The sequence below is a fragment of the Streptomyces sp. NBC_00285 genome (assembly GCF_036174265.1).
Lineage (GTDB): Bacteria > Actinomycetota > Actinomycetes > Streptomycetales > Streptomycetaceae > Streptomyces.
Map to the genome: position 1 here is coordinate 7223884 of NZ_CP108055.1, position 20594 is coordinate 7244477.

Here is a 20594-nt window from a genome sequence, read left to right on the forward strand (position 1 = left end):
CTCACTCCTTGGAGTTGAGCACCGCCTCCATCACCGCCCGGGCGATCGGCGCCGCCACCCCGCCCCCGGTGATGTCCCCCCGGTCCGCCGACGCGTCCTCCACCACCACGGCCACCGCGATCTTCGGCTCGATGTCCCGCTCGCCCTGCGCCCAGGACACGAACCACGCGTACGGCGTCCCGGCGTTGCCGACGCCGTGCTGGGCGGTGCCGGTCTTGCCGCCGACGACGGCACCGGGGATGGCGGCGTTGGTGCCGGTGCCCTCGGTGACCACCTGCGTCATGAGCTCCTTCAGCCGTGCGGCCGTCGAGGGATGCATCGCCTGCCGTACCGGACGGGAACCGGCCGTCGACACCAGGGCGCCGTCGTCCGTCGTGGTCCGCTCCACCAGATAGGGCGTGCGGATCTGCCCGCCGTTGGCGACGGCCGCCGAGACCATCGCCATCTGGAGGGGAGTGGCGCGGGTGTTGTACTGGCCGATCGAGGACAGGGCCAGCTGCGCCTTGTCGACGGTCGGGTCGAAGGTGCTCCGGGCCACCGAGAACGGGATCCGCAGTGAGGGGTCGTTGAAGCCGAAGGCGTGCGCCGTGGCCGTCATGTCAGCCACCCCCACCGCCACGCCGAGCTTGGCGAACACCGTGTTGCACGACCATCTGAAGGCATCCCGCAGGGAGAGGTCCGCACAGCCGTCGGACTCGTTGGTGAGCGAGGTCCGGGTGCCGGGCAGGGTGTAGGGCGCGGGCGAGTCGGTCGGCGCGTCGACGTCCGTGATCACGCCCGCGTCCAGCGCCGCCGCCGCGGTGACCACCTTGAACGTCGAACCCGGCGGATAGGTCTGCCGTACCGCCCGGTTGAGCATCGGCTTGTCCGCGTCGCCGTTGAGCCGGGCCCAGGACCGGCCCACCCGCGGGTCGTTGCCCGACAGTGCCCCCGGGTCGTACGACGGTGATGACACCAGCGCCAGGATCCGCCCCGTCGACGGTTCCACGGCCGCCACCGCGCCCTTGCGCCCGTCGAGACCGCGGTAAGCCGCTTTCTGTGCGGCCCCGTTGAGCGTGGTGACGACGTTCCCGCCCGGGTTGTGCCTCCTCGTGAAGTCGTTCCACAGCGGGAACGGCGTCAGCAGCGGGTCCGCGCCGGACAGGACCCCGTCCTCGGCGTGCTCCAGCAGGGTCGTGCCGTACTCCTGCGAGGCGAACCCGGTGACCGGCGCGTACAACGGCCCGTCCGTGTACGTCCGTTCGTAGCGCAGCTGCTCCGCGGTGTCCCGGGATCCCGTGACCGGCCGCCCGCCCACCAGGATGTCGCCGCGCTGTCGGCCGTAACGGGCGATGTTCTCCCGGCGGTTGGCCGGGTTCTCGTCGTGGGCGCGCGCCTCGAAGACCTGGAGGCGGACGGCGTTGACGAGAAGCGCCGTCAGCAGCAGGGCGCAGAAGAAGGCGGCGTGCCGGATGTAACGGGTCATGCCGGGCCCTCGCGTCGTCACGGGGTCTCCTCTCCGTCGTACTGGCCGCGGGCCGAGTCGCTCACCCGGATCAGCAGGGCCACGATCGCCCAGTTGGTGACGACCGACGAGCCGCCCTGCGCGAGGAACGGCATCGCCATGCCGGTGAGCGGGATCAGTCCGCCGACCCCGCCCGCGATCACGAACACCTGGAGCGCCAGGATCGAGGCGAGCCCGGTCGCCAGCAGCCGCCCGAACGGGTCCCGCAGCGCGAGCCCCGCCCGGTAGCCGCGCTCCACGAGCAGGCCGTACAGCAGGAAGATCGCGGACAGACCGGCCAGGCCCAGCTCCTCGCCGGCCGTCGCCAGGATGAAGTCCGACTTCGCGGCGAAGCCGATCAGGTTCGAGTGCCCGAGCCCGAGCCCGGTGCCGAGGATCCCGCCCGCGGCGAACGCGAACAGGGACTGCGCGAGCTGGTTGGGGCCCTGGCCCGCGTCGATCGACGCGAACGGATGCAGCCAGTCCTCCACCCTGCTGTGCACGTGCGGCTCCAGCCAGCCCACGGCGAAGGCGCCGACGGCGGCCAGCAGCAGCCCCAGCGCGATCCAGCCGGTGAGCCCGGTGGCGACGTACAGGAGAACGACGAACAGGCCGAAGAACAGCAGCGAGGTGCCGAGGTCCCGCTCCAGGACCAGCACTCCGACGCTGATCAGCCAGATGGCGAGCAGCGGTCCGAGGACGCGGCCGGTGGGCAGTTGGAGTCCCCAGAGCCGTCGCCCGGCGAACGCCAGGGCGTTCCGGTTGGCCGCCAGGTAGGCGGCGAAGAACACCGCGAGCAGCACCTTCGCGAACTCGCCCGGCTGGATGGAGAACCCGGCGATCCGGATCCAGATGCGGGCGCCGTTCACGGCGGGGAACAGGATCGGGAGGATCAGCAGGACCAGCGCGGCGGCGACACAGACGTAGGCGTACCGCTGCAGGACACGGTGGTCGCGCAGCGCGAGCACGACCACGATGAACAGGGTCACCCCGACCGTGGACCACACCAGCTGGGCGGGGGCCGCGCGGTCGCCGGGCGTCTCCAGGTCGAGCCGGTGGATGAGCACCAGGCCCAGGCCGTTGAGCAGCACGCCGATGGGCAGCAGGAGCGGATCGGCGTGAGGCGCCCGCAGGCGTACGGCGATATGGGCGACGAGCGCGAGCACGCCGAGCCCGGCGCCGTAACCGACGGCGCCGGGCGGGACGGAGCCGTTCTTGGCGAAGCCGACAGCGCAGTAGCCGTACACGCAGAGCAGGACGGCGAGGACGATGAGGGCCAGTTCGATGCCACGGCGCCGGGGCAGGCGTACCGCGGGAGCGGGGGCGTCCGCGGGGGCCACGGTGGTTCCGGCCTTGTTCATGTCCGGAACCTACCCAAATAGGCAGTGATGTCTGCCTAGCTCGTGCGGGGTGTCAGCACCAGCGTGGCGTGGCGCCGAAGACGTGGATGTACCGGGCCGCCCCCCAGGCCCAGGTGCCGTCCGTGAGGAGGTACCAGGTGGAGTTGCCGTCGATGTTCTGGCCGCCGGTCTTGCAGAAGATCCTGACGGAATCGCCGTTGTCGGCCCACCGGATGATCTGCCCGCCGCGGTTCGGCGCACTGCGCAGCGCGAGCGAACTCGCCGTCACGACGCCCTTGTACAGCTGCTGGGTCTGGTTCTGGGTCTGGTTCTGGTTCTGGGTCTGGTGGTGACCCGGGTCCTGGTTCTGGCCCTGGCCCTGGCCCTGAAACTGGCCCTGGCCCTGGCCCTGGCCCTCGCCCTGATTCTGGGTCTGGTCCTGCTGGTTCCCCCAGTCGCCGTCGGAGCCGTCCCAGTCGTCACCGGCGACGGCAGGTGTGCCGAGGGCGGTGACGGCGAGAGCGCCGGCGGCGACGGCTATGGAGAGTCGGGAGCGCAGGGACATGGGGTTACCTCCGTGAGCGGGGTACGAACCTGACTGTTCGCCACGTTAGGAGGAGGCCGAGAAGGTCGCCTTTCGAGCGGGGCCATAGGAGAACCCGCCCGGGAACTACCGCAACGTCAGTGTCGCGACCGCCCCGCCGCCCTCGGCGTTCGCGAACGACAGTCGAGCCCCCAGCACCTCCGCCTGCCCCACCGCGATGGTCAGCCCCAGCCCGTGCCCGCGCGCCCCGCCCTCCGTACGGAACCGCTGCGGCCCGTGCTCGACGAGGTAGTCCGGAAACCCGTCCCCGTGGTCCCGGACCGTCACCACCGTCCCGTCCACGGTCAACGACACCGGCCCCCGCCCGTGCCGGTGCGCGTTGGTCACCAGGTTCCCCAGCACCCGCTCCAGCCGCCGCCGGTCGGTGTCCACGGCCACATCCCGCACGACGACGACCTCGGTGTCGGTCCCCGACGCCCGCACCACCCGCCCGGCCACGGCCGCCAGACGCTCCGTGTCCACTTCGAGCCGCTCCCGCCCGGTGTCCAGCCGGGAGATCTCCAGCAGATCCTCGGTCAGCGTCCGCAACGCCCCCACCCGGTCCCGCACCAGCTCCGTGGGCCGCCCCGGCGGCAACAGCTCGGCGGCCGCGTGCAACCCGGTCAGAGGCGTCCGCAACTCATGCGCGACATCCGCCGTGAACCGCTGCTCGCTCAGCAGTTTCCCCTGCAGGGACGCCGCCATGGTGTCCAGCGCGGCGGCCACCGCCGCCACCTCGTCCTGCGGCCGCGACGGATCCTTCGTACGGGGATCGTCGACGCGCGCGTCGAGGTCGCCCGCACTGATCCGCCGGGCCACCCGCGCGGTCGTGTGCAACCGTGTGGTCACCCGGGTGACCGCGAACGCACCCACCAGCAGCGTCGCCGTGATCGCCAGCCCCGACGACCAGAGGATCGCCCGGTCCAGCGCCGCGATCGTGCGCGCGTTCTGCGAGTAGTCGACCTCCACGGCCAGCGACCGGTCCCCGTCCACCGGACCCGCCGCCCACATCGTCGGGCGCCCGCCGTGCACGCCGACCATCGTGCCGCGGTCCCCGGCGACCGCCAGCGCCCGCAACGACCCGGGCAGGTCCGGCGGATCCACACCGGCGTCCCACTTCAGCGTGTCCCCGGCCTCGTACGCCTCGGTCGCGTCCTTGAGCCGGCTCAACGCCAGGTCACGCGCCTCGCCGACGGTCTGGTTCGTCACCGAGACGTGCACGAGGACACCGAGCAGCGCGGCGAGCGCGCAGCACATGACGGTGATGAAGACGGCGGCCTTCACAGCGAGCGTGCCGGACCAGCGGGGAAGCGCGAGTCTCATCGCGTGCTCGCGGACGGGCCGGGCGAGCTGCCGGGGCCATGGGTGCTCTTGCCCGTGCGGAGCATCTCGTCGTGGGTGAGGAGCATCGCTTTCTGTTCCGGGTCCCAGGTCCACTGGAGCCGGTACTCGTACCCGGCCACCTCGGACGGCGAACGGATGATGACGGACCGCCCGGCCAGCTCCACCCCGCTGACCGCGTCCTCCCAGTGCATGACCTGCACGAGCCGGTGCTTCTCGACGGTGTACACGCGTACGGCGGTGATGCTGCCGGGCAGCTGGCGGAAGCCCAGCGTCAGGTCCTCACGCCCGTCGCCGGTGAGGTCGCGGTAGTACGGCCGCAGGACGGGGCACTTCTTCCCGGCCGCGCCGCTCCTGCCGCAGTCGTCCATCAGCCGGGCCGTCGTCACATAGCCCCCCGCGGAGTAGTCGCCGGGGGCCGACCTGATCTCGGCGCGGACGACCGCGACCGGGTCCACCGCGCGGATGTCGTCACCGGGGACGGAGACGCCCTTGACGACCTCCGTGTCCACCTCGTCGATGGTGAAGGCGGGGCTGGCGGCGGGCGTCAGCTGCGGCCAGAGCCGGTCCGGACCGGTCGCGGTCGGCGTCGAGCCAGCACCGACCAGGTCGCCCGCGTCACCGCAGCCCGCCGCGGCCGCCACCAGCAGCGCGACCACGGCGACGGCACGGGCCGTACGGCGTGCGCGTGCCGTGTCGGCGCGAGGCGTACGGGATGCGCGGCGGGCGGGTGGCACTGTGCTCCTGGGGGTGTGCGCCTGAGGTCTGACCTGGGATGTGCGACTGGGATGTGCACCTCGGATGTGCACCTGGGTTCCGGGCCGGGGGCGTGCGTCGGCCCCGGCCACTTTATTCGTGTGGAAGTCGTCTTTGCGTTCCGGCAGGTCCGGACGGCCCTACTCGGTCAGCTCCTCCAGCAGCCGGGCCGTCGGCAGACCGGCGCGGAGGTACTCCACGAACAGCTCGTTGTGCAGCGCCCACGGCGAGCGCCGGCGCCGGATCAGCCGGATCGCCTCGTCGGCCGTATGCCCCCTGTGGACCAGGGCGTGCGCCACGACCAGCCCCGAACGGTTGTAGCCGTGGTAACAGCGGGCGAGGACCTTGCGGCCCTCGTCCAGTGCGTCGCTCGCGGCCCGTGCCAGGCGCATCACGCCCGCGAGCTGCGTCCCGTCCAGCGGGCCGTCCGGAATCGGCCACACATGGTGCTCGACGCCCGGATCGGGACCGTGGCCGGGCAGCCGCAATAACGTCTGCACGACGTCGAACTCGTCCCGTACGACCGCGAACTCCCGTTGCCCGGAAAGGCCCTGGAACTCATGCCCGCCCATCCACAGGCCGGGCACGACCTCGTCCCACGCCCGGTCCGGAGCCGGTACATCGGGTTGCTTCCTGCGGGTCCGCAACAGCGCCTCCCCAAGCCCCTGCGACAAGCCCTGCAACTCCACCCAAAGGTAGCCGCCTTCTTGCCTGCGCAGCACCCCGCCTGTTCCCATGGTCGGTGGGGTGATGGTGCATGAGCGGACTGCGCGTCGTACCGACCTGGCGCCACGGTCAGGAACGTCTGTACGTCTGCCTCACGGACGGCAGGAACATCGCCTGGTACGACCGTGAGGCGGCCCGGGTCAATCTGCTGAGCGAGGACCGCCGAGAGGATGTGCTGGACGCCCTCGGGCCCTTCCTGACCGGCCGGGTGGCCGTGGGCCCACCCCCGGTGCCGACGCCCGCCGAACTGGCCCGGCTCTCCCTCCACCCGGACGACGACCTCGCACCCAACCGGCCCGGCGAGGTCCTCCAGATCGCTCTCGACCGGGACCCCGGAACCTCGCACCGGCTCCGCCGCGACCCTCGCAGGCGCGCGCTGGAGGCCGAGCAGACGGTGGGCGACGCCCTGGACCGCCTGGACGGAGCGGGCTGGCACACCCTGCACTCCGTCCCCCTCCCCGGCGGCGACCACGTCCACCATCTCGTGATCGGCCCCGGCGGACTGTTCGCCGTGCACGCGCTGTACGCCCGCAAGCAGCGAGTCACGGTCACCGACCCGATGGTCGCCCTCGGCCGCCGCGCCCCCGAGCCACTGCTGCGCCGCGTCCGCGCCGACGCCGACCGGGCCTCCTACGCCCTCACGGCCGAGATCCGCCCGGTCCTCGCCCTCGTCGGCCCCACCGACATCACGGTCACCCTCCCGCCCCGCGAGGTCCGCATCCTCGACGCCACGGACCTCGAAGGCCTCGCCCGACTCGGCGGAGTCCTGAAACCGGCAGACGTGGAGGCCCTGCACGCGATGGCCCGAGACCGCCACACCTGGACAAAGGCCTGACCCAAAGCCAGGGGCCAGGGGGCCAAGCCCAAGCCGCGCGCACGACACCCACCCAGGGGCGCGGGGAACTGCGCGACCAGCCACAACGGCGCCGCACCCGCCGAATCACCCGTCCCGACGTGGCGCACCCAGGGGCACAGGGAACGACCCGTCCCGACCCGGCACCCACCCAGAGTCACGGGGGAGCCACCCGACCGACACTCACCCAGGGGCGCGGGGAACTGCGCGACCAGCCCCGACGGCGCCGCACCCGCCAAGCCACCCAAGGGGCGCGGGGAACTGCGCGACCGACCACAACGCACCCGCACCCGCACCCGCACTCACCGAACCCCCGACCCCGGCACCCCCTCACGGCAACGCCGCCGCCCCCGCACGGTCAAGAAGCGGAGCCAACAGGTCGCCGTAATCCTCCAGCCGTGCTCCCATGTCCCCCGCCTGGAAGGCAAGTTGCCCCGGCGCCCCACACCCCGAGACCTCCGCCCACGTCACCGGCGCAGACACCAGAGGAAGAGCCCGCGCCCGCAGGGTGTACGGCGTGGCCGTGGTCTTGCGGGCAGCGTTCTGACTCCAGTCCACGAAAACCTTCCCGGGACGCAGATTCCGGGTCATCCGGTGCAGAGCCAGCCGCGGCATCGCCCGCTCAGCCTCCATGGCGAGCTGCTTGGCGTACTCCGACACCCGGTCGGACGACGATCCCCGGACCGCCGCCAGCAGATGCAGCCCCTTCGACCCGGCGGTCTTCGGGTACGCCTGGATACCGTCCGTCGCCAGCCGTTCCCTGAGCCACAGGGCCACCTCGCAGCACTCGACGACCGTGGCGGGCGGGCCCGGGTCGAGGTCGAGGACCAGACGGTCGGCCTCGTCGAGGGTGCCGACCGGCCACTGGTGGGTGTGGAACTCGGTGACCAGGTTGGCGGCCCACATCAGGCTCGCGAGGTCCTGGACCAGCACCATCCGGGCCGGGCCCTCGGAACGGGAGACCTCGGCCGTGGTGACCCAGTCGGGCGTACCCGGGGGGACGTTCTTGGTGAAGAACACCTGGCCCTCGGGCCCGTCCGGATAGCGCAGGAAGGAGACCGGGCGGTCCCGCAGATGGGGGAGGAGGACGTCGGCGATCGTGGCGTAGTAGTGGAGCAGCTCGCCCTTGGTGAAGCCGGTCGCCGGATACAGCACCTTCTCCAGGTTGCTGAGCGCGAGCCGTCTCCCCTCCACCTCTGTGATCGGCGTCATACGATGAGAATCTCACGCATATCTAAATAAAACGGTGCGAAAGCTCAGAAAGGGTGCTGCTGGTGAGATCCATATGGAACGGCGCCATCTCGTTCGGCCTGGTCAGCATCCCGATCAAGCTGGTGAACGCCACCGAGAGCCACTCGATCTCCTTCCGCCAGATCCACACCGAGGACGGCGGCCGCATCCGCTACCGCAAGGTGTGCGAACTGGAGGACCGCGAGGTCAGCCAGGCGGAGATCGGCAAGGCGTACGAGGACGCGGACGGCACCGTCATTCCGATCACCGACGAGGACCTTGCCCACCTGCCGCTTCCGACGGCGAAGACCATCGAGATCGTCGCCTTCGTCCCGGGCGACCGGATCGACCCGCTCCAGATGGACGCCGCGTACTACCTCCAGGCGGGCGGCGTGCCCGCAGCCAAGCCGTACATCCTGCTGAGGGAGGCGCTGAAGCGCAGCAACAAGGTGGCCATCGCCAAGTTCGCGCTGCGCGGGCGGGAGCGGCTGGGCATGCTGCGGGTGGTGGAGGACGCCATCGCGCTGCACGGCCTGCTGTGGCCGGACGAGGTCCGCGCGCCGGAGGGACTCGCCCCCGACACCAAGGTCACCGTCAGCGACAAGGAACTCGACCTCGCCGACGCCCTGATGGACACCCTCGGCGAGATCGACCTGGACGAACTGCACGACGAGTACCGCGAGGCACTGGAGGAGGTCGTCGCCGCGAAGGCCGCCGGAGAGGCCCCGCCACAGTCCCCCGAACCGGCCCACAGCGGCAAGGTCCTCGACCTGATGGCCGCGCTGGAGAAGAGCGTGCGGGACGCCAAGGAGTCGCGGGGCGAGGAGCAGGCGGAGGTCAGGCAGCTGCCACAGCGGAAGTCGGCGCGGGCCGCACCGAAGCAGACGGGTGGAAAGAAGTCGACGGCCGCCACGAAGAGCACCCCGGCCGCGAAGAAGACGGCGGCGAAGTCGTCGCAGGGAACGAAGAAGACGGCGTCGTCAACGAAGAGCACCGGCACAGCCGGCAAGAGCGCGGCCGCGAAGAGGACGGCGTCGGCGAAGAAGACAACGACCGCGAAGAAGACCACGGCCGCCCGCAAGAAGACCGCGTGACCTGCGTACTGCCTCCGAAACGGCTCGGCAGCCGCAGGTCCCGTCAGCTGTTCGGCGACGTCAGCCGACGACCTTCGCGGACTCGATGATCACCGGCTCGACCGGCACGTCACCGTGACCGCGGCTGCTGCCGGTCGGCACGACCTTGATCCGGTCGACGACGTCCTTGCCCTCGACGACCTTGCCGAACACGGTGTAGCCCCAGCCGTTCGGGGTCTGGGACTTGTAGTTGAGGAACTCGTTGTCCCCGACGTTGATGAAGAACTGGGCGGTCGCCGAGTGCGGGGCGCTGGTACGCGCCATCGCCACGGTGTACTCGTTGTTCTTCAGACCGTTGTCGGCCTCGTTCTGGACCGGCTCAAGGGTGGACTTCTGCAGCATCTGCTGGGTGAAGCCACCGCCCTGGACCATGAAGCCGTCGATCACACGGTGGAAGATCGTGCCGTCGTAGTGCCCGTTGCCGACGTACGTCAGGAAGTTCGCGACGGACTTGGGCGCCTCGGCGTCGGCCAGCTCGAGAACGATGCTGCCGAAGTTAGTGGTCAGCTCGACCCTGGACATGGGAATCGTCCCTTTCTGGTGGGGCATGGCCGAAGCATCTTGTCACACGGCTGTGCGGGTACCGGGGTCATGGACACCCACCACCGCCCGCTCGCCGTCGCCTGCCTCCCAGGACGCCCGCGCCCGCGACCGCCGTACGACAGCGTCGGATCCGTCGGCCGCCCATGACCGCCGTGTGGGTGACGCCGGGGAAGGCCGGCTCCGCGAGCCGTCGAGGACGACCTCGTGCCGTGCTCCGCAGGGCGAAGCGGTTCAGGTCCGCCCGGCTTGAACCGCCTCCCGCCGGAACGCCCACCGCATCTCCGGCTCCACCACATACCGAAGGGCCCGCCGGACGGGTGGCGTACACAGCAGGGTCACGACGGTGGCGGCGACGAGGGCGGCCACGCCGACGCCGAAAGGCCCATGGACCCACGCGGGCCCGTACCAGCCCCAGAAGCGGGCGCCCTGGACGAGGAAGCCGTGCAGGAGATAGCCGTAGAGGGTGCCTGCGCCCAGCACGGTGAACCAGGTCCGCCGCCCGGGCACCAGGGCGAAGAAGCACCCGGCCAGCACCAGCGAGCACCCGAAGGCGACCAACGTCATCACCGGCCCCGACCAGGCGGGCCCGCCCAACTCCTGGGCGCTGTCCCGGTGGTAGAACCAGGCCGCGCTCATCCGCGGCACGGCCCAGTAGGCCGCCACGAGCGCACCGGCGAACACCGGCACCGCCACCACCCGCACCGCACGCCGGCGAACGAACCGGAAATGCTCCGGCCGCAGCGACAGACCGAGCACGAAGTACGGCAGGAACTGCAGGACCCGCTGGAGGTCGAGGTCGTCGCCGATGGACGGCGTGAGGGTCGCGAGCATCGCCACGGCGAGGGCGAGCGGCACCGGACACCGCACCCGCTGCCATAGAGGAGTGGTCAGCCGCCACACGAACAACGCCACCAGGAACCACGTCAGATACAGCGGATCCAGCAGACTCACCGGCCGGTCCGGCACCTGGTCGGTCCACCGAGTGAAGAACGTGTACGCCGTCTCGAACACCACGTACGGCACGGCGAGCCCGGTCACCAACCGCCGCAGTCGCCCCGGGCTCCAGTCGAAGTTCCGCGAGAAGTATCCGGACACGACGATGAACGCCGGCATGTGAAAGGCGTACACGAACAGATACAGCGCGGACACCCCCCGACTCCCGTCCCGCAACGGCTCCCACGCATGCCCCACCGCGACCAGCACGATCGCCAGGTACTTCGCGTTGTCGAAGAAGGCGTCCCGCTCCTTCGAACGCTCCACGGCTCTGTCTTGAGGGACGTCTGGGAGAAGTAGTTCGCGCATCCCGGGCACCTCACCAACCCGGCCCGCCCCAAACTCCGGAAACACGTACGAACGGCCCCCCTCAGCGAGCACGCGGACCCTGACGGCAGGGCTCCCGCATGGCGCTCTGCAGTTCCGCGCGGACGACTGATCGGGCGGACGGCGTGCCGTCAGATCTTGATGACGGTGACGCGCCCGCCGCAGAGCGTGGCGAGGTCCTCGGAGTCAGAGGTGAGAACGGTGACAGGTCCGGGGGCGGCCAGCGCCGTGGCGCTGAGCATGGCGTCGACGGCGTACTTGTGGCCGTGCAGGCCGGCGGCGGCGAGGAGGGCGGCGGCGTGGTGGGCGATGGCCTCGGTGACCGGTTCGATGACGAGGCGGGACAACGTCCATTCCAGGGCTGGGCGATTGATCCGTGGGTGGACCACTTCCACGAGGGTGGCTGCGGAAGTGATCACCCGTAGGTCGTCGGCGCGGGCGAGGGCGAGCCAGCCGGTGACCGTACGGTCGCGTAGGACGGCCTTGGCCAGCCCTTCGCTGTCAAGGACCAGGGTGCCGCCCGGGGTGGCGGGGGAGGGGGTCACGCGGCGTTCGCCCCGCCTTGGGTCTGTTGCTCTCGGGCTTGGTGGAGTTGGTCGCGCAGAGCATGAATCTCTTCGTCGGTGATGGGGCCGTGTTCGGCCTCTGCCACCGTGATGAGTTCGTTGAGGTTGTCCCGCTCGATCTGGCGTGCGACGGCTGCGGCGACGTAGGCGGACAGTCCGGATGGGCCGCCGCGGGCCTTGGCGGCTTCGGCGATGTCGCGCGGCATTGTGATCGAGTACTTGCCGGTAGGCTCACTCATGCCACCTATCCTACCTTGCATCCTCCCTGGTTGGGCGGAGTTGGCAGAGACAGCCGTCGCGGTGCTGGTCCGACGTGACCACGAATCTGGGTTCGGGCGTACGACGGGACGTCAGGGGGACGTTGTCGCTGCCGGGCTTGGCACGGGCATCCGAGACGTTCACGAGTCAGGGAGCAGCTGGACGTCATGAGGAACTCGAAATCGCAGGCGCACGGCGTCCCCGGCCGGAAACGTAGAGGAGGTCTCGGTTAAATCGCCCAGTTCTCCGACGGCATGGGCTGGTGATGGTGCGGCACCTGCGGCCCCGCCTGGACGAATGGATGGAGCGTGAGGCAGTGCTGCCGGGGCGTCTGCAGCACTTGGTCCTGGACGTGCAGAAGCGGCTGCCGGATGCTCGTGGCAAGGCCTGAGGCCCGGCGCTGACCTGCGGGTCCGAGGTCTGCAGCCAGTCCACGGGACCCGGCATACTGCCGCTCAGGGCGGCACACGCCTGCACATACGCGAAGACCCCGGCCTCAGCGTTTCCGCTGGTGACGGGGTCTTTGGGCACCTTCTGCAAGGTGCCCCCGGCAGGATTCGAACCTGCGCACACGGCTCCAGAGGCCGTCGGCTTCCCGCGTTTTTTCGCAGGTCAACAGCCTATTTGACGCCTCGTCAGGCCCGTCATCCCGCGCATGTCCCGCGGTAGCGAAATGTTCCGCCTGGGGGCGTTGACGGTGATTTCGCGTGCCGGTCGGCGTGGATCCCGCCCTGATCGGCCACCGGGGCTGGACCCATGGTGCCCCGTGAGTCACGCAATCCTGGCTCATGTCATGTCAGGCCGTGGATGGGTCCGTCGCCGTACAGCGCGCCGATGTCGACCAGGAGGACATCGCGGCGGTGTCCGGCAGCGTCGATGACATCGGGATGGAAACCGTGCAGGGAGAACAGGGCGAGTGTCGCGTCATCGGGCCGGTGCCCCTGGTCGGCGAGGAGGGTCCGAATGTGCTCGAGGCGCTCGAGGTCCTTGAGCCCTCGCGGTTGGACGGTGGCTTTGGCCTCACCGATCAGGACGATGGTGGCTCGCGGGTTTTGAGGGCGCTCGCCGGGGGCCACGGCGAGTAGGTCGACCTCGTGCTTGGTGCGGGCGGCCGGGTCGGAGATCTCCGCCGTGCCCACCGCGCCGAGCGACAGCCCCGTCTCGTCGATGGCGAAGGAGCGGGCCCATTCGCGCGCGGTCTCCTCGAAATGCGGGCCGAGGATCTTCGAGTGATACGTCGGTCGGGACGACTGCCACACCTGGGCACCGCGCCTCCGTTCCACCAGGTCCACCATGGGCAGTGTGATCAGCTGGTTGAAGCGGATCACCGGGTCCGCCACGCTGATGGCCGGGTGCCGTGCCTTGAGCAGGTCCTGCTCCTTGCGGACGTAGCCGGTGGACTCGAGCACCTCCAGCGGGGCGACCATGGCGGAGCGGGACCGTTCCAGCATCGAGCCAACCTTCGCCGGGGTCGAGGCGCCTAGGGCGACCGCGGACAGTACGTCGTAGTACAGCGTGCGGTGGGTGATCCGTGGGTCCTCGCGTAGCAGGAACTCCGCCTCCACCCGGGAGTACAGGGCCCGTCCCGGGTCCAGCAGGGTGCGTTCGACCCAGGGGGCGAACTCTTCTTCCCTCTGCGGGGCCTGCCCCGCGGCCAGTGGTCGATAGCCAGGGGCGCCGCCCAGCACGGAGTCGACCTGCAGTGCCACCGCCGGGTCCGCGATCCCCCAGTGGGTGCGCGCGGTGCGGTAATTGAAGGCCGGCAGACGTAGGTCCAGAACGGCTCGGCCGCGTAGTGGCTTGGTCCCGGACAACAATTCGGACATCACGCTCATTGCCGAGCCGCACAGCACGATCCGGCCGCCCGGTGCTTTGCCGGACTGCGACTGGTCGTACAGCAGTTGCAGGAACCCGGGGATCTCTGGGGAGTGCTGCATCAGGTACGGCAGCTCGTCGATGACGATCAGCGGTGCCCCCGGGGCCCGGTTCACCACTTCCAGCGCGGCGGTGAGCGCGTCCCGCCAGTCGTCCAGCCGCATCGCCCCGGGCCGCACACCTGCGTGTGCGGCGATCGTCTCGGTGAACCGGTGCAGCGCGGGCACCCGGCCCTCCTCCTGTACAGCGGTCAGGTACAGCCCCCCCACTGCTTCTGCGAGTGCCTCCAGCAGGAACGACTTCCCGTTTCTCCGGCGCCCCGAGACGATGGCCAGCCGCAGCTCGGTGGCTGGATCGGCGAGAAAATCGTTCAGGAGGGCCCACTCGTGATCGCGGTCCAGCAGCCGCCCCGGCTTGTCGATCTGTTCACGCACAGGTATCCCATTTCTGTTCAGTTTCACCTGCACAAATTCGGTATGGGGCGAGCTTAACTCTTCTGCCCGCCTGCGGTGCCACGCTGCGGGTGACCCGCACACGCAGGCTCTCCGGGCCGACGTGCGTGCCCGTCCGGCTCCGCTACGACCGCCGCCCGGGTGGACTGCCCGCGATCGATGCGAGTTTGTCGAGGCACCGTCACCGTGGAGAACGGCGTCCGGGTTTCAGTCCAAGGGCTGTCGCGATGCGGCACGCGGGTATCGGCAGCCCGAAGCGGACTGCGGAGTTCCTGCACGTTCCCGCTGCGACGGTCCGAGGGTGGGCCCGGCCTCGCGGATCGCCCAGCGGACGGGCTCCGTGTCCCTGCGGGGCAGAATGGGATGCGATCGATGATCTCCATTGCTCAGCGCCGACACGGGCCTGGGGGGGCATGGGAGCGTGCCTTCTGATCACGTTCCGCGAGCAGCCTGCGACGGACAGGAGTGGAATCCACGCCGGGAACGGCTCTGTACGGTGTTCGGGTGACACGCGAAGCGGAATCCGGTCTGGCCGCCTGCTCTCTTCTCTCGTGGGGCACGGAGCATGGTGAACGTCTTGATCCAGTGGCCGCGGACGCGGTCGTGCATCTGCTCGCGCTCAGCGGTGCCAAGGTACGCGACGGGCTGCCCGAGGCCACTCCCGACCTGGTACGGGCCGTGCTGCTCGAGGTGCTGCCGCAGTTCCTGTCCGTCACGCCGGGCGAGGAGGGCGCGGCGCTCGCGGTGCTGCGTGTGCTGGCGGATCGCACCAGAGCGGACGGGCGGCTCAACGCCAAGCGGCACGTGCGGCTGCGCGAGGCCATCGACAAGTGCGCCGACGAGCACCTGCGGGTGATGTGCGACCCACGCGAGTTGACGCTCCCTCGCTTCTGGGGCGGTCTGCTGCGGGCGCGCGGTGTCGACGTACGGGACGCGAAGGCGGTGCGCGGAGAGTTGGACGAACTGGCGCGCTTGCCGTACGCGGAGCGTGTCGGGCTGCTGTCCCTGCCGGAGGTGACAGACGCGGTAGAGCCGGACGCCGGCTCCGTGGGCGCGGGCCCGGCGGCTTGGGCGCTCGGCCCCTACCGGCGCGGACTGGCGATGGAGCGGCAGGCGGTGGCCGCGATCGCACTGGGGCAGCGCCTCGCCCTGTGTCTGACCGAGTCGAACGAGGCGCCATGGGTGCTGGGACTGCTGGACCCCGAGCAACTGGCGCGTCTGATGGACGCCGATGGAGTGGACGAGTGGACTGAGGCGGTCACGAAAGCCGGGTTGCGTCTAAGTCGCCGCTGGTCGTTCGGGTCGGCCGAACTGCCGACGGCGGCACTTCCCGCGCCAGGTCCGCGTCCTGACGACATGGCGCTGTTCAACGCGGTGGGCGAGGTGGTCGAGCAGCACCACATTCTGCGGGGAGACGAACCATTTGCACCGCCGCACCCGTTGCCCGCGGACCGGGACGGCTTCCTGTCCGCGCTGTTCGGCAGCGGGTTGCTCGCGCACGCCGCGCAGCTCGCCGCGTCCCCGCCCGCGGACGCTGATGCGGACGGGGTCGACTTCGCGCTCACGACTGGTTTTCTCGTCCTGGATCCGGAGGGCAGGCCGCAGCCCGGGCCATCCCTGGAGGCATGGCGCGAGCGGAACGCGGGCGAACTGGCGGCTCTCGCGGTGCGAGCCCTGGTGGAGCTGTGCGCGCGGCTGGGCACGGATCCGGATCTCGGGGACGACTTCAAGGGCGAGACCCTGGGCGATCTGGTGTCACTCCACTGCGCGGCGGGTGAGACCCGGTCGGTGGCACGGGAGGCGGCTGTGGCGGCCGACTGGGTGGTATCGCCCGAGGCGGCGCTCGCCGCGCCGGTGCGCGGACCCGAGGACTCCATGGAGCCGGCGGAACCCGGGCGCACAGCGGAGGCGTACCGCCTGCCGCCGCTGCCGGAGCTCGAACGGCTGCTGCAGCTGGGCCCGTTGGACGAACAGGACGCCGCCGAGCTGGCGCCGGTGGCTCGGCGGCTGGTCGGCCGCCTGGATCTGCTGGCCGCGGCCGGTGTGGTGTGGCGGCGCGGCGACGCGTACGGGCTGACGCCGCTGGCCGCCGCGGTCCTTCGCGAGGCGCTGCTGCTGGCGTACGGCGGCGGCTGGCCACCGCGTACCGGAGATTCGGCGTGGGAGACAACCGGTTCCCCCGCGGGTGACAGCGAGGGGCAGGAGGAGGGGCATGGACAGGAGCGACAGTGGACTCCGTCGAGCGTGGCGAAGCGCTTCCCCACCCTGGAGGCGATGATCGAGATGGAAGCCGAACGGCTGGTCCCCGCCGCGCGGCAGTGGGACGATCCGGCCGCCCATCGGCTGCTGAGCCAGTGGGTCGCGGGTGGCGAGGGGCCCGGGGCGCGCTGGCCGAGGCTGCTGGCGGCGTTGGCGATCCCCGCGCCGTCCACGGACCTGCTGGGTCACCGCCGACTGGTGGCGCTGACCCTGCCGGACGCCCCGCCCGAACTGCTCGCCGAGTACGTCGGTGACCCGGTACTGGGCGCCTGGGCCGCCGAGGTGCTGCGGGCGGCGGAGGAGACGGTCGAGGAAGAGGCCGTGCCCCTCTCGTCCCGGTTGCTGTGGCAGCTGGACCGCCTCCATGCCCTCGCGATCCCCGCCTGGCGCGCGTCCTTCGCCCTCGGAGAGATCCCGGAGGACGAGGAGATGCCGTCGGAAGGAGCGGACGGCGGCCATCCCGTCCCCGAACTCGGCGCTCTGCACGAGGGGTTCGCGCACATGGCCACCGGCTGGCCGGGCGGTGCCTCCACGCTGGCGTCGGCTCTCGCCCGTGCCGACCCCGCCACCGCTTCGCATGCCCTTCAGCTGCTGTCGGACCATCCGGACGAGGAGATCGCCCGATCCGCCGCGCTGGCGTACAAGGAGTGCGAGAGGGCGTACCTGGGACAGGTACGCCAAGCGCAGCCGGCCGCAGGGCGTAAGGGTGGCGGTCGTAAGAAGGGCAAAAGGCATGGCTGAACCAGGTCACCGGTCGCGTCCGCAGCGGCCGGTGGCTCGCGGGCTTCCTCGGTGCTCTGACCGCTGGAGACCGCCCCCAGCTGATCCGCGTCGCCCTTTCGTGCATTTCATAGCGCCGGACGTTGGCCCATCCATCAAAGGAACAGGGAGGCGGAGGGCAGTGGCCGCGGTACGGCGACGGCTGCTCCTACAGTCGCGCCGCTCGGGTCGTCGCCTCGTCAAACAATGACAACTGCTCCTCATCGTCCTGCGGTTCCGGTTCCCTTGCCAGACCCGGGGCCGCGCCCGCGTCTGGGTCGGTGTCGGCCGCAGCGTCCGCCAAGGGCGGCTCGTCCCCTTCCGCACGCGTCGGTAGGACGTACTCCTGCGCGAGGCCGGCGAGATGCAGCGGCAGCGGCAAGCTCAGCGCGTCCGGCAGGTCGGGGGCCTGGCGGAGCTGATGCGCTGCGAGCGCCACCGCCTCGGGGGAGTCACCATCCTCCGGCTGACAGCCGAGGACCGTGAACTCGACGAGTCCCGGGTTCCATGCGGCCTTGTCGGTGTCGACGGTCAGCTTTCCCTTGGTGTTCACCCGGGGGGCGAGCTTGTCGGCGGCCACCGACAGTTTGAAAGTCCGCGCTTTCGGTGTGGTGGACCAGAAGACACGGGCCGTCTCCGGGCCGGTATTCGGGTTCGTCCACAGATGGGCCGCGAGGCCGTTCGCCCCGTCCGGGTTCACTCCCCACCACTGTGCCGTTTCCCGCCCGCGTGACGTGCGCACCCGCACCAGGCGCAGGTCCGGATCGAGACGGCGTGCGGGCGCGTGACCGTCACGGAACTTGTCGGCCACCACCTTGCCGTCCTGCAGCCACGTCCAGTGCGAGCGCATGTTCTGCCCGTGGGCCAGCAGCATCGTTGGCGTACCGCGCAGGGAGCGGCGCACTCGCTGGATCCACTCCTCGGCGGCCCGGCGCTGCTCGGCCATGTCCGCCCACCACGACGGGCGGGAGACGGGACCGTCGCCGCCGCGCGGAGCGGGCAACGTGCCCGGGGCCGGTACTTCTGCGCGCTTGGTCAGCCCCAGCAGCATCGCCGGATATGGCACCCAGGCCCGCACCTCGTCGTCCCAGCCCTCCACCCGCGCCAGACCCTGTCCGGACACCTCCGGCGTGACAAGCACCGCGACCGGCACGTGCCCGGCCCAGCGCGTACGGCTGCGACGATTCTTGCGGACCATCCACACGGCCGCGTACCGCATACCCGAGGGAAGCCGCTCACCGAGACTGTGCTCGGGGTGGATCCGTACGCCGAGCTGGCGCAGACCGTCGTCCCAGGCCTTGGCCGCGCGGAAGTCCTTGTTCTTCTCGCTGTTGTAGCCCTTGGCCCTTTTCGGTACGGCCATGAACTGGGTGAGGACACCGGCGTCCGCGCAACCGAGCCGCAGAGCGAACTTGGCGTCGTGGTCCGAGGAGGTGAAGTCCTTGGCCCGGTCGATCTCCACCAGGGCGAGGGAGGGAACGAGGGAGGGCATGTCCTCTGCGACGAAAGCCGCCACTTCCCGGCGCCGGACACCGAGTGCGGTGGTAACCGCCTCGCGCGAGTGCCGGGATCCCCCGGGCAGCGTCAGGTCGTGGCCCAGCGAGCGGGTGAGCTTGCGGCAGCGCAGCCGTACCGTCAGCTCGGGAGTCTGCCACTCCAGCACGACCGTGCCGTCGAAGGCGCCGGCGTCCTCCGGCGCACCTCCGTCCCCCTTGAGGTCCAGATGGGCGATCAGGGCGGCCACTGCGGTGTCGCGCATCTCGGACGTCTGCCAGAACAACCCGGCGTCCAGGAGTGGCAGTTCACCGGGGTCCGCGTCCGGGGCCAGGCACCGCAGCGCGAAGGCGGCTCCCTGTCGGCGGGCCTCCGTCCGCTGCCGTTCCTCCGCGGCCTTCTTCGTCGCTTCGGACGGTTCCCGGCGCGGGTTGGCAGGAGTGCTCCCCGACAGACGGGTACGCACCAGCGCGGGCGCCGGACGCAACTGTTCCGGCAGTGCCTCTTCGGCCCACTCGACGATCCTCGAACGCTGGTCGGGCATCAGACCGGTTCCCACCTCGTGCGACCCCATCGCGGTGCTGTGTACGACGGCGGCCCGCATCCCGTCCTCCAGCCACTCGGCCGGGGCGGTGAGAACGGACTCGGCGTCGGGGAACGAATCGGTCAGTGACATACTCCGCAGCATCCCGGCGGGGCCGCCGCCCACCCAGTCATAGCCGCCCTTGTTCCACCCGAGGCGGGCGAGAGCGAACCGGTCGCTCGCCGGGGCTCCGGGCAGCCATGGCACCCGGGGGCGCAGCAGCACCGTGGTCCTGCGGCCGTACGGCAGATACAGCCGCCCCGACTTGACGCCGACGTGGGTGGCGTACCGCCGGATGTGGGTGTGCAGGTGAAAGCGGGGCAGCGGGTCGAACGGCACCGTCTGAAGGGTGATGTTCAGGACGACGGAGAACCACTCCGTGCCCCGGCTCCCTTCGTGCTTCAGCGCCTGCGACACCAGCTCGGCTCCCTGGTCGCGGGGCCCGCGCGGCATGGCGCGGAAGCGCAGCCGCCCCGCGCCGAAGTCGTACGGCTCCAGTTCGTCGAGGAGTCGCCGGGCCAGCCAGTCCGTAGTCAGCTGGAACTGGCGGGGATCCGGGGCCGCCGTGCCGCCGGGGGTGGTCGGGCAGCGCAGCAGTTCCACCTCCACACCCTCCTGCCACTCGGGAGGGGCCTCGAACAGGGCGTCCCTGGTCTCGTTCAGCAGCGACCGGTACTCGCGCTCCGGACGGAGATCCTTCAGCCAGGCTCCGACGAGAGCCCGGAAAGCCGTGTCGGGCAGAGGATCCGGGATGTCCTCCGGCACGTACAGCCAGAAGTCCGGGCCTTCGCCCCGGTACAGGGACGGTCGCGGGCGCACCAGGACATCGGGTGCGAGTGCATGGATCACCTGATCCATGCGGAAGGTGGGGACCGTCTCCAGCGGTTTGTCGCGGCCCGCGCCGCACAGCGCGAGCAGCGGGCCGCGCCACTGTTCGGGAAAGGGCAGAGCCCGGTACCGCCCCGTCACCGAGGCGTCGCGGGAGACGGGCAGCGAGGAAGCGGTTCGGATGGAGTCGTAGCGCTGAGCCATGAGAGGGT

The 20594-nt window shown here is 70.7% G+C and carries 16 protein-coding genes; 3 read left to right on the forward strand and 13 right to left on the reverse strand.

Annotated features, from left to right (window positions below; all coding sequences use genetic code 11):
• Position 1 precedes the first annotated feature (1 nt).
• From OHT57_RS33565 to OHT57_RS33590, 6 genes are all read right to left on the reverse strand, one after another.
• Positions 2 to 1465 (reverse strand): peptidoglycan D,D-transpeptidase FtsI family protein, encoded by a 1464-nt coding sequence (locus OHT57_RS33565; RefSeq protein ID WP_328753402.1) that lies wholly within the window; start codon positions 1463 to 1465, stop codon positions 2 to 4.
• Between the two features lie 17 nt (positions 1466 to 1482).
• Positions 1483 to 2844: an FtsW/RodA/SpoVE family cell cycle protein gene (locus tag OHT57_RS33570; RefSeq protein ID WP_328750470.1), complete on the reverse strand. Its 1362-nt coding sequence runs from the start codon at positions 2842 to 2844 to the stop codon at positions 1483 to 1485.
• Positions 2845 to 2896: 52 nt separating this feature from the next.
• Complete coding sequence (locus OHT57_RS33575) at positions 2897 to 3388, reverse strand: SH3 domain-containing protein (RefSeq protein ID WP_328750471.1); 492 nt, start codon at positions 3386 to 3388, stop codon at positions 2897 to 2899.
• Positions 3389 to 3493: 105 nt separating this feature from the next.
• A complete protein-coding gene (locus OHT57_RS33580) occupies positions 3494 to 4729 on the reverse strand; it encodes a HAMP domain-containing sensor histidine kinase (RefSeq protein WP_328750472.1) in 1236 nt (411 codons plus the stop codon).
• Positions 4726 to 5484: a hypothetical protein gene (locus OHT57_RS33585; protein WP_328750473.1), complete on the reverse strand. Its 759-nt coding sequence runs from the start codon at positions 5482 to 5484 to the stop codon at positions 4726 to 4728. Before OHT57_RS33585 ends, OHT57_RS33580 begins: the two co-directional genes overlap by 4 nt.
• A gap of 159 nt (positions 5485 to 5643) precedes the next feature.
• The gene (locus OHT57_RS33590) at positions 5644 to 6150 is read right to left on the reverse strand and encodes a protein-tyrosine phosphatase family protein (RefSeq protein WP_328753403.1); all 507 of its coding nucleotides are present in this window, start codon (positions 6148 to 6150) and stop codon (positions 5644 to 5646) included.
• Positions 6151 to 6260: 110 nt separating this feature from the next.
• On the opposite strand from OHT57_RS33590, the gene OHT57_RS33595 reads away from it, so the two are divergent.
• Complete coding sequence (locus tag OHT57_RS33595; RefSeq protein ID WP_328750474.1) at positions 6261 to 7064, forward strand: nuclease-related domain-containing protein; 804 nt, start codon at positions 6261 to 6263, stop codon at positions 7062 to 7064.
• A 348-nt stretch (positions 7065 to 7412) separates the two neighbouring features.
• Here the strand turns inward: OHT57_RS33595 and ligD are convergent, their stop codons facing one another.
• Positions 7413 to 8294, reverse strand: a complete 882-nt coding sequence (gene ligD / locus OHT57_RS33600; protein ID WP_328750475.1) for a non-homologous end-joining DNA ligase — start codon at positions 8292 to 8294, stop codon at positions 7413 to 7415.
• Between the two features lie 62 nt (positions 8295 to 8356).
• Here ligD and ku point away from each other — a divergent pair, with 62 nt between their 5' ends.
• On the forward strand, positions 8357 to 9406 hold the full coding sequence (gene ku / locus OHT57_RS33605; RefSeq protein WP_443053512.1) for a non-homologous end joining protein Ku: 1050 nt from the start codon (positions 8357 to 8359) through the stop codon (positions 9404 to 9406).
• Positions 9407 to 9466: 60 nt separating this feature from the next.
• Here the strand turns inward: ku and OHT57_RS33610 are convergent, their stop codons facing one another.
• The 5 genes from OHT57_RS33610 to OHT57_RS33630 all read right to left on the reverse strand — a co-directional run bounded on the left by OHT57_RS33610 (position 9467) and on the right by OHT57_RS33630 (position 14441).
• Positions 9467 to 9967 (reverse strand): peptidylprolyl isomerase, encoded by a 501-nt coding sequence (locus OHT57_RS33610; protein ID WP_328750477.1) that lies wholly within the window; start codon positions 9965 to 9967, stop codon positions 9467 to 9469.
• Between the two features lie 252 nt (positions 9968 to 10219).
• The gene (locus tag OHT57_RS33615; RefSeq protein WP_328750478.1) at positions 10220 to 11290 is read right to left on the reverse strand and encodes an acyltransferase family protein; all 1071 of its coding nucleotides are present in this window, start codon (positions 11288 to 11290) and stop codon (positions 10220 to 10222) included.
• A gap of 149 nt (positions 11291 to 11439) precedes the next feature.
• Positions 11440 to 11853 (reverse strand): PIN domain-containing protein, encoded by a 414-nt coding sequence (locus OHT57_RS33620; RefSeq protein WP_328750479.1) that lies wholly within the window; start codon positions 11851 to 11853, stop codon positions 11440 to 11442.
• A complete protein-coding gene (locus tag OHT57_RS33625; RefSeq protein WP_328750480.1) occupies positions 11850 to 12113 on the reverse strand; it encodes a CopG family transcriptional regulator in 264 nt (87 codons plus the stop codon). Before OHT57_RS33625 ends, OHT57_RS33620 begins: the two co-directional genes overlap by 4 nt.
• A gap of 810 nt (positions 12114 to 12923) precedes the next feature.
• Positions 12924 to 14441: an AAA family ATPase gene (locus OHT57_RS33630; protein WP_328750481.1), complete on the reverse strand. Its 1518-nt coding sequence runs from the start codon at positions 14439 to 14441 to the stop codon at positions 12924 to 12926.
• Positions 14442 to 14963: 522 nt separating this feature from the next.
• On the opposite strand from OHT57_RS33630, the gene OHT57_RS33635 reads away from it, so the two are divergent.
• Positions 14964 to 17459 (forward strand): hypothetical protein, encoded by a 2496-nt coding sequence (locus OHT57_RS33635; protein WP_328750482.1) that lies wholly within the window; start codon positions 14964 to 14966, stop codon positions 17457 to 17459.
• A 187-nt stretch (positions 17460 to 17646) separates the two neighbouring features.
• Here the strand turns inward: OHT57_RS33635 and OHT57_RS33640 are convergent, their stop codons facing one another.
• Positions 17647 to 20586 carry a pPIWI_RE module domain-containing protein gene (locus tag OHT57_RS33640; protein WP_328750483.1) on the reverse strand — a complete coding sequence of 980 codons (2940 nt, stop codon included), beginning with the start codon at positions 20584 to 20586 and terminating at the stop codon, positions 17647 to 17649.
• Between the last annotated feature and the right edge of the window lie 8 nt (positions 20587 to 20594).

Coding starts and splice junctions, on each gene's coding strand:
- OHT57_RS33565 (WP_328753402.1), bottom strand. CDS start 1,465: ATGACCCGTTACATCCGGCACGCCGCCTTCTTCTGCGCCCTGCTGCTG.
- OHT57_RS33570 (WP_328750470.1), bottom strand. CDS start 2,844: ATGAACAAGGCCGGAACCACCGTGGCCCCCGCGGACGCCCCCGCTCCC.
- OHT57_RS33575 (WP_328750471.1), bottom strand. CDS start 3,388: ATGTCCCTGCGCTCCCGACTCTCCATAGCCGTCGCCGCCGGCGCTCTC.
- OHT57_RS33580 (WP_328750472.1), bottom strand. CDS start 4,729: ATGAGACTCGCGCTTCCCCGCTGGTCCGGCACGCTCGCTGTGAAGGCC.
- OHT57_RS33595 (WP_328750474.1), top strand. CDS start 6,261: ATGAGCGGACTGCGCGTCGTACCGACCTGGCGCCACGGTCAGGAACGT.
- ligD (WP_328750475.1), bottom strand. CDS start 8,294: ATGACGCCGATCACAGAGGTGGAGGGGAGACGGCTCGCGCTCAGCAAC.
- OHT57_RS33610 (WP_328750477.1), bottom strand. CDS start 9,967: ATGTCCAGGGTCGAGCTGACCACTAACTTCGGCAGCATCGTTCTCGAG.
- OHT57_RS33615 (WP_328750478.1), bottom strand. CDS start 11,290: ATGCGCGAACTACTTCTCCCAGACGTCCCTCAAGACAGAGCCGTGGAG.
- OHT57_RS33625 (WP_328750480.1), bottom strand. CDS start 12,113: ATGAGTGAGCCTACCGGCAAGTACTCGATCACAATGCCGCGCGACATC.
- OHT57_RS33640 (WP_328750483.1), bottom strand. CDS start 20,586: ATGGCTCAGCGCTACGACTCCATCCGAACCGCTTCCTCGCTGCCCGTC.